11 protein-coding genes are annotated in these 12944 nt (G+C 39.3%); 3 read left to right on the top strand and 8 right to left on the bottom strand.

Annotated features, from left to right (window positions below):
• Positions 1-945 (top strand): glycosyltransferase family 61 protein (locus tag SE27_RS11910; protein WP_201772982.1); only part of this gene is annotated, 945 nt, incomplete at its 5' end.
• Positions 946-1062: 117 nt separating this feature from the next.
• On the opposite strand, the gene SE27_RS11915 is transcribed toward SE27_RS11910, so the two are convergent.
• Positions 1063-1824, bottom strand: coding sequence for a glycosyltransferase family 25 protein (locus SE27_RS11915; RefSeq protein ID WP_039623633.1), 762 nt, complete (start codon positions 1822-1824; stop codon positions 1063-1065).
• Between the two features lie 78 nt (positions 1825-1902).
• Between SE27_RS11915 and SE27_RS11920 the strand changes: the two genes are divergently transcribed.
• Positions 1903-2787 (top strand): glucosamine inositolphosphorylceramide transferase family protein, encoded by an 885-nt coding sequence (locus tag SE27_RS11920; RefSeq protein ID WP_039623634.1) that lies wholly within the window; start codon positions 1903-1905, stop codon positions 2785-2787.
• On the opposite strand, the gene SE27_RS11925 is transcribed toward SE27_RS11920, so the two are convergent.
• Genes SE27_RS11925 through SE27_RS11940 form a run of 4 tightly spaced genes read right to left on the bottom strand, consistent with a single transcriptional unit; the run spans position 2788 to position 6363 of the window.
• Complete coding sequence (locus SE27_RS11925) at positions 2788-3822, bottom strand: glycosyltransferase (protein WP_039623635.1); 1035 nt, start codon at positions 3820-3822, stop codon at positions 2788-2790. It abuts the gene before it with no gap.
• A complete protein-coding gene (locus SE27_RS11930) occupies positions 3819-4598 on the bottom strand; it encodes a glycosyltransferase family 2 protein (RefSeq protein ID WP_148308939.1) in 780 nt (259 codons plus the stop codon). Before SE27_RS11930 ends, SE27_RS11925 begins: the two co-directional genes overlap by 4 nt.
• Entirely contained in the window at positions 4592-5347 is a 756-nt protein-coding gene (locus SE27_RS11935; RefSeq protein WP_039623637.1) for a polysaccharide deacetylase family protein, read from the bottom strand. The genes SE27_RS11930 and SE27_RS11935 overlap by 7 nt, the downstream gene beginning before the upstream one ends.
• On the bottom strand, positions 5344-6363 hold the full coding sequence (locus SE27_RS11940) for a glycosyltransferase (RefSeq protein WP_039623638.1): 1020 nt from the start codon (positions 6361-6363) through the stop codon (positions 5344-5346). The genes SE27_RS11935 and SE27_RS11940 overlap by 4 nt, the downstream gene beginning before the upstream one ends.
• A 215-nt stretch (positions 6364-6578) precedes the next feature.
• Here SE27_RS11940 and SE27_RS11945 point away from each other — a divergent pair, with 215 nt between their 5' ends.
• A complete protein-coding gene (locus SE27_RS11945) occupies positions 6579-8168 on the top strand; it encodes a phosphoethanolamine transferase (RefSeq protein WP_227504641.1) in 1590 nt (529 codons plus the stop codon).
• A 37-nt stretch (positions 8169-8205) separates the two neighbouring features.
• Here SE27_RS11945 and SE27_RS11950 read toward each other — a convergent pair whose 3' ends face one another.
• The 3 genes from SE27_RS11950 to glnE form a co-directional block, all read right to left on the bottom strand.
• The gene (locus tag SE27_RS11950) at positions 8206-9114 is read right to left on the bottom strand and encodes a mitochondrial fission ELM1 family protein (protein WP_039623639.1); all 909 of its coding nucleotides are present in this window, start codon (positions 9112-9114) and stop codon (positions 8206-8208) included.
• A gap of 89 nt (positions 9115-9203) precedes the next feature.
• A complete protein-coding gene (locus SE27_RS11955) occupies positions 9204-10130 on the bottom strand; it encodes a branched-chain amino acid transaminase (protein WP_039623640.1) in 927 nt (308 codons plus the stop codon).
• A 34-nt stretch (positions 10131-10164) separates the two neighbouring features.
• A complete protein-coding gene (glnE, locus tag SE27_RS11960; RefSeq protein ID WP_039623641.1) occupies positions 10165-12909 on the bottom strand; it encodes a bifunctional [glutamate--ammonia ligase]-adenylyl-L-tyrosine phosphorylase/[glutamate--ammonia-ligase] adenylyltransferase in 2745 nt (914 codons plus the stop codon).
• Positions 12910-12944: the final 35 nt, after the last annotated feature.

The raw sequence follows: 12944 nt of genomic DNA on the forward strand, positions 1-12944 counted from the left end.
AATCAAAATATTATTTTTGAGCGCATTTTAAGTGCTGATATTAAATACTGCAATTATGCAACAGGTATTATAAGATATCATAATAATACCCATGCTTTAATTACATATAAAGGATACAAAAAAAGTAAAGAATATTCTGAAAGAATAATTTTTCTAGGAGGAAATGGAGTTTATAACTATTACCATTGGTTAATTGAAATAGCACCAAAATTACTTTTTTTAACTCCAGAATTATTAGTAGAGTATAATATAAAATACTTACTCATAGATGAATCAATTAAACAAATTCCCTCTCTTCATACCATATTAAAGTTGTTTTTAAATTCCAACAACTTAAACCTTAAGGTTATTTATGAAAATAAAGATAGTTTAATATATATAAAAGATCTCCTTTATATAAATAATCTTAATAACTTCGTATTTAATTCAAAAGATAAAATCTCCTCTGCGACTTATTCCTGTTTTTGTCCAAAATTAACTAATAAAATAAGAAGTATATGTCTTGACGAATTAGAAACCCAAAATATCACAAAAATATTTCCAAAAAAAATATTTTTAGCGCGGAAGTTAGGTACTTTACGATCTTATAATCAAGATGAAATTTTAAAATATTTTGAAGAACAAGGTTTTACTCCTCTTTATCTTGAAGAGTTTAGTTTTTTAGAACAAGTTAAGATTTTTAATCAAGCTCAGTTTATTATAGGGCCAAGTGGTGCAGCTTGGACCAATATTATATTCTGCCAATCAAATATTAAAGCCTTAAGCTGGCTACCTGAACAAATATCTGATTTTTCAGTATTTTCTACTCTTGCTCATCTATCAAAATGTGATTTGAGATTTGTTTTTACAGAGGCCAATACTGCTGATCAAGTCCACAGTAATTATCATGTAGACTTAACAAAAATAAATCAACTTTATAGTATTATGAAATCTGAATCTTTATAAATTTTATTATAATCAAAAATCTACTTAAACTAATATTTAGTTAATTTAAATCGCCAGCTTAAGCAAGATTTATGTTAATTAAATATTTTTCCAGACTCATAATATTTTACTCAACTCTTACAACGGATAAGTTTTATAGCGTAATTTCGCTAAATTATATCCCAAAGAATTCCCATATTGGCTTTGGGGTAAATCCTCATACTTTGAACGCTCGGCTTCAATCGAACTTAACTGTGTATTTATTTCCCCTGCTGTAATTTCAGGATGATCTATCAAAAAGGTCATCAAAATATGGGATTGATCATTAAAGTCAAATAAATAACTCCAATCATCAGCTTTACGATGACGCTGATGATATTCCACTAAAGTTTGAGCCATTTCCCTATCTACAATATAGGCAACAGCATAATTTACACGATTATAAAAATGTGGATGCACTTCCAATATGGCTTTTTTAAAGAATTTTCTTTCTTTGAGAGCTCCTCTCACTTTGCGGCTTTCTTTCATTTGAATCCCACCTAAACTAAATAAAGTATTTTGAGGTAATTTAATTTTTTTTAGCTCTTTTTCTAAAGTATCTATGCTTAAATCAGACGGAATTATGGCATCATCTTCAAAGATCAATGCATAGTTATCATTTGTCGCTAAAAAACTCTTCAATGCCTCTAAATGAGACAAACTACATCCTAATTCAGCAGGAGTTAGCGGTTTATTGCGTCCTTTTACCGCTTGCTCAAAATATACTTTTGCAGAAAGTTCGCCACCTTTTATACCTATTTTGTTAAAAGGTAATTTTTTATTTTGAAAAAAAGGCTGAGCCAAAAACTTATTTAATCGTGGAGACTCTTCATCTTCGATACTTATAATAAAAACTTGCATCAGCACACACCTTTTAATCCAACAGGTATGATAACTATTGTAAAATAACTTTGATAGATTTTTATTGATTTTACTCTAATGAAACGTATATTTTTAAAAAAATGGTATAAATTTCAACAAAAACAAAAGCAAAAATTATTTGATTCACATTGGTATATGCGCTTCGGTTGGCTAGATGGACCGTTAACTCAGCAAGAACAATTAAGCCACTTGTTTGAGATTCACTCTCCTGAAAAGTTTACTTTTGCTGATAGTTTTTACGTACAAGATCACGATCGTCATTATATTTTTTTTGAAGAAGTAGATGATCAACATCCAGTCGGCTTTTTATCAGTGTTAGAGGTTTTTAAAGATGGCACTCATACAGCACCGAAAAGCATATTAAAGCTGGATTATCATCTGTCTTATCCCTGTGTCTTTAAAGTTGAAAATGATTGGTACATGATTCCTGAAAGCTCGGCCAATAAAACGGTGGAGCTGTGGAAATGCATAGATTTCCCATTGAAGTGGGAAAAGCATTCAAATCTATTAGACCATATTGAAGCGGTGGACAGCACACCTTTGTACCATGAAGGCATGTGGTATTTATTCACGTCAACACGGCGTAATTGTAAAAAATTTGGTGACCGTTTAGATTTATTTTTCACCCAAGATATTCTTAATCCCAATTGGCAAGAACATCCTCAAAATCCGGTATGCACAGGCCATCAACAGTTTCGTATGGCGGGTAAACCTTTTATGTATCAGGATAAATTGGTACGTCCAAGCCAAGACTCACTTAAGCGCTATGGCGGCAATATTGAACTTAAAGAAATCATGCAATTAAGCCCAACGCACTACCAAGAGCGCTTATTGGAAATTGTATTACCAAACTGGAATAGTGAGGATGATGGCTGCCACACCATTAATGTTGAGAATAATTTCGTGGTGCTGGATGCTATTCGTTTATCAGCCAAAGTCTGATTAAGCGCAGAGTAACTGCTCGTATAATTGCTGTGTCTGCTGGGTCATGGCCGCCACTGTCAATTCAGTTTTAGCGCGATGAAATAAAGGCTGAAAATCAAGTTGTGAGCTGGGATTGAGTGCATTTTCAATCGCTACCTTTAAACCTTGCGCATCGCCAATTTTTGCTAAATAAGGCTCAGGCAACCATTCAATGACCCCATTGACTTGGGTGGAAGCCATGACTTTATCTGCTTGCAGTGCTTCAACCATGACCAAAGGAAAACCCTCCCGATCTGAAGAAAGCACCACCACATCCGCCAATTGCAGCAGATCACGCGCATCGCTCCGAAAACCTAAAAAAGCCACGCGATGGTGCAACTTCTGCTGCTTCACTTGATTCTCAAGGTTCTGTCGCAGTGAACCATCACCGACAATCCATAGGTTTGCATCGATATGCTGCATGGCTTGAATCAGCAAAGCGATATTTTTTACCGGCTCTAAGCGACCAATACAAATCACCAGTTTTTTGCTTGTATTTAAATTTGGGAATAGTTGGTCAATGCTATATTTTAACTTTTCTTTGGCCTGTGTATTTAATATCGGCTGAGGATAAACGCCATTGTAAATCACCTGTGCTTTTTCCTTGGGAATACCCGTGGTTAATGCCTGACTGACCGCAATCACAGCATCCCCCACTAAATATGCACTTTTATTTTTTTTAGTGCCATGAATAGTGGTCACTGTTTTTGTATCCGCTAAAAATGGCCGGATTTTCTGGAGTAACTCAGATGCTTTACCCGCTTGTGCATGCACAATTTGCGGTTTAATCTTGTTGATGCACTGAGTTAATTGCCACAAGAGCAGGATATTCCAACGACTACGAGCAAAGTCGAGCGCATGAAAAATCACACGAGAATTAAATTGATTGGCATAACATGCATGAGCAATGATATGCACTTCGTTACATAACGACAGCTCATTGACCAAATTAAACGTATGTTGCTCTAAGCCACCTACACCGCCACTGGTTGCCAAAATTTGTACGATTTTCATCGATCATTCCGTTGCTTATTTTTTGTCTGTAAATGTTGTTCAAACAGCTTGGCTTCTTTTAAAAATGCATAGAATGCATTGATCATACTATTGACAAAACCACGCCAACCATTAAAACAACTACGACGAATAAAATAGGATTTTAAGAAAGTCACTGGCATCACCAAGACCAGTTTAAGCACACTGGGCTGTTTTCCTTTTTGAAATTTTTCGGCCGCTTTTAAGTTCGAGTATTGATTGTTTTTTTCAACTTTAATAAAAATACTGGATTCACCATAATGGTAAATATCGCCCAGAGCGCGCACGCTTGTGCCATCAATCAGTACATTCTCATGGACTTTATTTTCAAGATCATACTGCCCACGGCTTTTACGAAAAAAACGTACTTTGGCATGCTTTTTGGTGTGTTTACTATTCGGTACAGCTAAAAAAACATCATTAATGGGTGTAATTAACGCATCAATTTGATCGGCTTGAATAGTAGTAATAATTTCTTGTTTTAGTGCCTCAGATAAGACTTCATCGCCATCTAAATTAAGCACCCAGTCAAACTGACATTGTGCCAAAGCCAAGCTCTTTTGCGCCGCATAACCTTGCCAGTCCTGATGTGAAATGCGCACATTGGCAAATTTTTCTGCAATGGCATACGTCTGATCTGTACTGCCAGAATCTAAAATAATCACTTCCGCAAAGTCGGCCACACTGTTTAACGTATCTTCTAACCATGCGGCGCAATTGAGCGTAACGATATAGACACTACAGGCAATACTCATAATTTATAACGTCCTTTGGCTAAAGCAATACGCATTTGTAGGGCATTCATTGCACCGTGAGTACTCACGCGCGGAATATTAAATTGATTGGATGCGGTGTAAGTTTCAATTTTTTTACGTGTAGACACTGCATTTTTAAAGCCAATCTGTTTGGCCATTTGCTGATGTTTTTCATTAAAGCGCCCAAATGGATACGCAAAACTAAAGCACTGTCCAACCAATACTTCAACATCGTGTTTTGAGTTTTGCATTTCTTGCAAAGCCTCTTCATCACTGAGTTTCAATAGATTCACATGATGTTGGGTATGTGCACCAAATTCGATTATTCCTGACTGCGCCATTTCTTGAATATGCGCAATCTCAAGCTTGGCAATTCCTTCAATTTGAGTGGCCAAATAGATGGTGGCTTTAGCTTGATATTTTTTTAATAACGGATAAGCATATTGATAGTTATCTAAAAAACCATCATCAAAAGAAAGTGCGACTACATTTTTTTGGTCGGCGTAATTTTCAAGCTCAGAGACAAAGCAAAAAATACTGCCTTTATTGACTAAATATTGTAGCAATTGCTCAAACTTCTGTGGGGGCATATTCATGCCTGACGCATCTTCATCAGGCGTCACTTGATGCAGCATGACAACGCGCGGCAACCTCGCACTGCGATACGGCAGCCAGAAGGTATAATTGCCCAGCACATATAATAGTGCCGCAAAGGTAATAAAGCCTACAACACTATACAACAACCACATCATGCATAGACCTCGTGTGCCCATTCATAGGCTTCTGATAAGGGCTGATCGAAGGTAACTTCAAGCATAAACTGAGTAATGCGTTTGGCATTATATGATTGGTGTGTTTTCTCCCATCCTTTCTTAGCCACTCGAAAGGCTTCATCGTAATTTTCATCAAAGTAGTAATACTTTTCAGCTAAATCATATGCGTCTTTAAAATAAACAACCTCATCATTTTGATATAGTTTTTGAAACCCTGGAATTTCAGGCGTGAATGTGAGTAATCCATTACCAGTAAGTTGAATGATTCGATCTGAAGAATATAGCTCAATATCATTTCTTCTAGATAGATTCAACCCACACCGCGCGCTAGCAAGAATATCAAGGTAATGATGCCCATATACTGTATTAGTATCGAAGGCACCAAAGTATGAAAAATTTTCATCTAATTCCTTAATTAATTCTTTTAAAAATTGCTCTCGTTCAGGATCCTTATATACAGTTCCAAAAAAAACTAATCCTATCTTATTATCTACTTTATCGAATTGACTTAAAGACTCTACAGCTTTTGATGAGATATTTGGCATATAAGAAATTTTATTTGATGGAAGTTTAAATTGCATTAATAACTCTCCACCAGTAGTACAAAATATAGCATCAAGATAAGGCGCTATGGATTTAATAAATTTTATTTTGGATGGCTCACATAACCAGTCTACAAACCAGAAAGCTATTTTCGTTCTTGGATGACTTTTTCTTATGTGAATTAGAGTGCTGTAATGTAGTAAATCGCTGTGCCCAATTAAAATTAGATCAGGTTGCAAATTATCCACTATTTTCAATATCTCTTTGTTTGCATTACCAGCACCTAATTTCTTAGTCTTAAAAATCGTGCCCATCCTTGCCATATCACGAAAACTATAGTCGTAGACAAAATGGCCATTTTCAATCAATCCAGCCGAAATTTTACGGTCTGTGCAATAAAAATGTGCGCCTTGTTTATTAAAACCAAAATTTGCGATGTGTAATATTTTCATAAAGTTACTCAGAGTAATAATATTCTGTCACAGAACTTTACGACCCTCTTTCTGAACCAGTATTAAGCGTATGAAAAGCATAACATGAGTTATTATTTCCAGCACCTCAAAACGCTTTTACACGCATTTATTTTGTACTGCTCGGTTCATAGACACTGTTATACACATCATAGATAATCAGCCGCTGATTTTGACCACCTCCTAAGAAATTTATAATGTTCTCCAAGCATCGTATCAAGTTTATGGTTTTTCCGACTTACTGTCTGATGCTGTTAATTCCTTCACTGATTATTTCAGGTGATGGCTTTGTCAAAGCACTGTATCCGCTGATTTTTTTTATTGTTCTGCTGTATAACAATCGCACTTTTTTTTGGCTCAGTCTGCCTTTTTACTGTCTCAGCCCTTTCATTTTATATTATGAAATTATTTATGATACCCCAACAGATATCACCGTATGGTTAACCTTACTCGGTAGTTCGGCAACTGAAGCACAGGCTTACTTTTATACAGCTGAAGTATTGTTGGCTTTAGCACTTATTGTGCCTTACCTACTTCTGATACCGTTTTTTTATGCCCAAATTCCAGCACAACGGCTTCAATTACCCTTGTGGTTCAGAATTATTGGCTTGAGTCTGATCTGTTCTCCAATCTATCGTTTTGCTCAAGCAGAAACACCTACTTTAGGCTATTTGAGTGTTTATCGACATTTTAAACAATCCTATCCTTTAAATTTAGTGCTGGGTTATCCTGCTGCTAAAATGGAAGTCCAGCAAGTTAAAAATTATACTGCGGCACAAAACCAGATTCAGTGTTCAACCACAACTGCATCTTCAGCACCACAAACCATTGTCTTGGTTTTGGGTGAAAGTGCGCGCCGTGACCGATTAAGTCTTTATGGCTATACGCAAAACCATACCACGCCCTATCTAGAACAACGTAAACAGCAACTTTGGCTGTTCGATAACATGATTTCCGCTTCATTTATCACCAGTCGTTCTGTGCCCAGCTTACTCACTGGACAACTTAAAAATACCGAGGGAGCCGCGCCTTCTTTTTTAAATGCATTTAATAGTGCAAATTTTAAAACCTATTGGTTGAGTGCACAGTCACAGTTTGGCGAATTCGATTCTTTGGTGTCCGCTTACGCAAGCTCTGCTCAAGAAAAAAGCTTTCTCACACAACACTCTTATTCCGCATCGTTAGCGACGCATTATGATGGTGAACTGTTAAAGTCTTTAGAGCATGCGCTTGCCGATCAAAGCAATACGCAAAAACTAATCGTACTGCATCTTTATGGTTCACATGCTGAATTTAGTAAACGCTATCCAGCTGAATTTGCAAAATTTGATAATCAATATGACAACACTATTTTATATACCGACTATTTACTCGATCAAGTGATTCAAAAACTTGAGCAAAAAGGCGGTTCAACCAGCATGCTCTACACCGCTGATCATGGCTTAAATTTGGGTGAATGTCAGGACAACACCAGCGCACATCTGGATATTAAAAGTAATTTTGATGTGCCTTTCATTGTTTGGGCATCTTCAGGTTGGAAGCAGCAACATCCCAACTTGGCACAACGTTTTGCCGCACAACAACAGCAAGCTCTCAGTTCAATTAATTTGATGCCCACTTTGCTGGATATGGCACAGATCCAATGTCAATCTTTGCAAAATCAACATTCCATACTTGCCCCTCACTATAAGGCTCAGCCACGTTCGGTGCTTACCCTTAATGATACGGTCGATTATGATCAAGGACACAATAATAGCGAATGTCATTTGGTTCAGCCCGCCCGATAAATCGGCTCAATTATTTTTATTGCCGTATTCGGATATTTTAGTTACCAGAGCTTGGTGATCGGGTACATAGTTTTTGCGCAACCCGATCCGCCTCTTGGAAATTGTGTATAGAAGGCAGCTGATTCAGATCGCTACTTGCTGACACGGTTTGCTGTTGCAACAATGCATCGATAGACTGGGTAATCCGATCTTGCTTCAATCGATCAATCAAAATCACTCCCACTCGACATCCTGCTGTCAGTGCTTCATAAACCATCGAGACACTGTCTTCCGTCACCCAAACAGCCTCGGCCTGTTGCATTTGTTCAAAAATCCAACCTTGGGGCGTTTGTTCAACAGGAAAAATCCTTATGTGTGATACAAAGTTTTGTGCCTTTAACGCTGCTAAAAATTCCTTTGGCGTACGCCGTGAAGTGGTCAGAATCATTTCAGCTTGAGGATTTAAACGCACAATCTCTTTGATGGCTGTTAAAATTTTATCCGCATTCCATTGATGGCGTTTAGAAGAACCGCCTAAAGCAATTAACACTCTATTTTTTTGATGCCGCTGTTCATCCACAATTGGATTGAGCGCACCTTTTGTGCTGATAACATGAGCAGATGCTTCAACGCCATCATGTTCAGGAATAATCGCATAATCAAACCAAGGTAGTGGGAAATTCGGCTTCATCATAATCACCGTTTCGGCGTTCGGATAAATTTTTCCCAGCAACAACACGCGCAATTGCGTATGACTGCCTACGCCAAAGAGATAATCTGGCGGCTTCGCAACCACTCCAGTATTGCGCTTTAAAAGCGCCAATAACACACTAAAAATGGACAATTGCTCAACAGAGATTTCTTCAAAAGTCACCTCAACTGCAGATTGTCTGCACATGGCCTGATACAAACCGAGCGCTTGTGAGCGATGCCCTGCTTTTCCATCACTAACATAAACAATATGCATAGCCTGATCCTTTGAAATCATCCATTAAAAACAAAAGCTATAAAAAAGGCGAAAACCAAGTTTTCGCCTTTTGATCTAAATGGATGAGCTTATTTAATATAAGTCAACCAATGTGCATATTTAGGATCTTTACCTTGCACTGCATCAAAGAATGCTTTTTGAATTTGGGTGGTAATTGGACCACGTGAACCACAACCAATTTCACGGTCATCATATTCACGAATTGGTGTTACTTCAGCCGCAGTTCCGGTAAAGAAGGCTTCATCACCAATATAAAACTCATCACGGGTAATGCGGCGTTCAATCACTTCATAGCCCAAATCGCGAGCAATCGTAATAATGGTTTGACGGGTAATGCCATCTAAAGCACCACCGGAAATTTCTGGCGTATGAATCACACCATCACGCACCAAGAATACGTTTTCGCCCGAACCTTGACAGACATAACCCTGCGGATCCATCAACATGGCTTCATCATAACCTGAATGTGCCACTTCCTGATGTGCCAAAATTGACAAGGTATAGTTACCTGATGCCTTGGCTTTACACATGGTCACGTTTGGATGATGATGCGTGAACGAGGAGGTTTTCACTCGAATTCCCTTGGCCATTGCTTCATCGCCTAAGTATGCACCCCAACTCCATGCTGCCACAGTGGCATGAATGGTGTTGTTGGTGGCGGCAATACCGAGTCGTTCTGAACCAATAAAAATAATTGGACGCAAATAACACGACGCCAGTTTATTTTCACGTACCACATCAATTTGTGCTTGCTCTAAAGTTGCTTGATCAAATGGGACTTTCATTTGATAAATTTTGGCAGAGTTGAGCAAACGTTTTGTATGATCCTGAAGACGGAAAATTGCCGTTCCATTCGGGGTTTCATAAGCACGGACACCTTCAAACACACCCATACTATAATGTAAGGTATGTGTTAAGACGTGAATTTTTGCCTCACGCCAATCCACCATTTGTCCATCTTGCCAAATAAAACCATCACGATCAGCCAAGTTCATGGCGCACTCTCCAATTTTTTATACACAGTCATGTTTATCCAAGGCAAAAGTTTGCCGTTGGATCAATTAATCTTTGCCATAACTTGCAAACGATCACGCGGGTATCGTGCCAATCCGCAGCATTGACTTGCATGGATTGATTTGCAAGGGCTAAACGGTGGCTCTCGGCTCGTTCACTGAGATAAGCTTGAATCAATGCATTGGCGTCATCACTGGATAAGTAATTTGCTTTTGTCGCATCTTCAAGGATTCGTACATTGTCGGAGTAATGGGCGAGATCAGAATTCGACCCACTCCACGCTAACACCGCATACTGTGCCATAAATTCGATATCAACGATACCACCTGCATCCTGTTTTAAATGAAAAATTCCATCTTTTTGCTGTTCTTTAGAAGAGCCTAAATGTTGTTTCATTTTCTGGCGCATTTTCAGCACTTCTTCACGCACATTGGCTTGATCACGCGGTTGGGTCAAAATACGACGGCGTAATACTTCAAAAATATCGCGTAAGCTTTGCTCACCGGCAATCGAGCGCGCGCGTACCAATGCTTGATGCTCCCACAGCCATGCACTTTTAAGCTGATATTGCTCAAAGGCTTTTAAACTGGTGACCAACAAGCCCGCTTCACCTGAAGGACGCAGACGGGTATCAATTTCATAGACACGGCCATCTAAAGTTTGTGTGGTCATCAGCGACATAAATTTTTGTGCCACACGCATGGCAAACTCAAAACCACTGATGGATTTTGCGCCATCGGTATCGCCCTGTTCACGCATATAATGAATAAACACTAAATCTAAATCTGAACCATAACCCAACTCAATACCGCCAACTTTGCCATAACCAATCACGGCAAAAGCCATATGATCAATCGAGCAGCGCTGTCCTTCGGCATCCAGTGGAAAGCCATGCTTTTTAGCAGTAATTTGATAGGCCAAATGCAAGGTCGCACTGACGGAGACTTCAGCAATATCCGTTAAGGCATCGGAGACTTTCATCAGGGCGCTTTCGGCCAAAACATCGCTGGCAGCCACCGCCAAGACATTGGACTTTTTAAACAAACGCAGTACGCGCATTTGATCTTCCACTTGATCAATTTCGATACGCAGCAATTGCTGACGTAATGAGTCTTCAAGATCTTTACGCTGCGGCAGTTCAAAATCCATCGACAAAAACTCATCCAGTAGCACCGGATAATGGGTGAGTTCTTCACAAATCCATGGACTGACTGTGGCCATTTTCACCAAGCGCTGTAACGCGCCTTTACTTTCAATCAGCATGACCAAATAAACCGTGCGACGCATCACCGTTTCCACCAGCGGCATTAAACGCAGCAAAGCCATTTGTGGTTGTTTAGATTGCAAAACCGCTTCAATTAAATGCGGCCAAAAGACTTTTAAACGTTGTACCGCTTTGGCCGGTAATTTCTTTAAGGTATGACCATGCCAAAACTCATGGATTAAATTTTTTGTCGCCGGATCCAACACGGCATCAAGCTGCTGTTCCAGTTGATTCAGCGTATCCACCAGTGGATCGGGTTCTTTTTCTTTGATGAGATGTTCAAACTGATAAATGACTTTGGTACGCTTTTGATTGAGTACGGCTAAAAACTCATCCCAATCAGCAAAGCCAAGGGTCTCCGTGATGCGTTGACGTAAATCATCTTCATGCGGTAAGGATTGGGTTTGCTGATCATTTAAGGCTTGAATGGCATGTTCCACACGGCGCAGAAACAAGTAAGCATCTTCAAGTTCCAGTACAGTCTCTTCATCCAACAGTCCCACTTGGCCCAAGTGATGCAAGCTGACCAAGCACTGACGATCTTGCAGCTCTAACTTGGAGCCGCCATAAATCAGTTGAAAGACTTGCACAATAAATTCAACTTCACGAATCCCACCGGCACCCAACTTAATGTCATCTTCAATATTACGCCGCAACACTTCGCGCTCAATCATCACTTTCATTTCGCGCATCGCTTCAAAAGCGGTGTAATCGACATATTTGCGAAACACAAAAGGTCGGGTCATTTTTAGGAGTTCATCGCCCTCTTGAGCACCAGTCACAATGCGTGCTTTGATCCATGCATAGCGCTCCCATTCACGGCCATGCTGACTAAGATATTTCTCTAAAGCCACATGGCTAATTGCCAATGCCGAACCATCGCCCCATGGACGCAAACGCATATCGACGCGAAAAACAAAACCATCGGCAGTGATATGATCGAGCAAATAAATTAATTTTTGCCCCCATAAAATACAAAACTGCTGAATATCAATTGATTTACGCGCGGTGGTTTCACCCTGTTCACCAAAAGCAAAAATAAGATCAATATCGCTGGATAGATTGAGTTCTTGTGCGCCGAGTTTGCCCATGGCGACCACAATTAAATCTTGTAGAGCGCCGTTATAGCCCATCGGCTCACCATATTTAGCAATTAACGGCGCACGAGCAAAGGCTTTGGCCGCGCAAATGGCCGCATCGGCAAAATCGGAAAGTTCTCGGGTTAACGTCACCACATCAGTTAGCTGATTGGCATCTTGCCAAATCCAGCGAAACATCAGGCGTGCCCGTAGAATACGCAGGGCGCTCATCCACGCGGCTTCATCAGTAAGATGCGCTAAGGTCTTTTCAACACAGTGCTGAATTTGACTGCTACTTAAACAGACTAAAAATTGGTCAAGGGCATAATCTTGTTCAAGTAATCCGACGTGATTGGCCAGTACTTGTTCTGCATACTGGCTGGCACGCAAGGTTTTTTGCAATTGCTGCACATTCATATTCAACCCTTAAGCCTAGTTTTTGCTAGTTATAA

The organism is Acinetobacter harbinensis (assembly GCF_000816495.1).
Taxonomy (GTDB): domain Bacteria; phylum Pseudomonadota; class Gammaproteobacteria; order Pseudomonadales; family Moraxellaceae; genus Acinetobacter; species Acinetobacter harbinensis.

Excerpts from the sequence above, each read along its gene's own strand:
- SE27_RS11915 (WP_039623633.1), bottom strand. The coding sequence starts at position 1,824 with ATGCAAGTTTTTATTATAAGTATCGAAGATGAAGAGTCTCCACGATTA.
- SE27_RS11920 (WP_039623634.1), top strand. The coding sequence starts at position 1,903 with ATGAAACGTATATTTTTAAAAAAATGGTATAAATTTCAACAAAAACAA.
- SE27_RS11925 (WP_039623635.1), bottom strand. The coding sequence starts at position 3,822 with ATGAAAATCGTACAAATTTTGGCAACCAGTGGCGGTGTAGGTGGCTTA.
- SE27_RS11935 (WP_039623637.1), bottom strand. The coding sequence starts at position 5,347 with ATGATGTGGTTGTTGTATAGTGTTGTAGGCTTTATTACCTTTGCGGCA.
- SE27_RS11940 (WP_039623638.1), bottom strand. The coding sequence starts at position 6,363 with ATGAAAATATTACACATCGCAAATTTTGGTTTTAATAAACAAGGCGCA.
- SE27_RS11945 (WP_227504641.1), top strand. The coding sequence starts at position 6,579 with ATGTTCTCCAAGCATCGTATCAAGTTTATGGTTTTTCCGACTTACTGT.
- SE27_RS11950 (WP_039623639.1), bottom strand. The coding sequence starts at position 9,114 with ATGCATATTGTTTATGTTAGTGATGGAAAAGCAGGGCATCGCTCACAA.
- SE27_RS11955 (WP_039623640.1), bottom strand. The coding sequence starts at position 10,130 with ATGAACTTGGCTGATCGTGATGGTTTTATTTGGCAAGATGGACAAATG.
- glnE (WP_039623641.1), bottom strand. The coding sequence starts at position 12,909 with ATGAATGTGCAGCAATTGCAAAAAACCTTGCGTGCCAGCCAGTATGCA.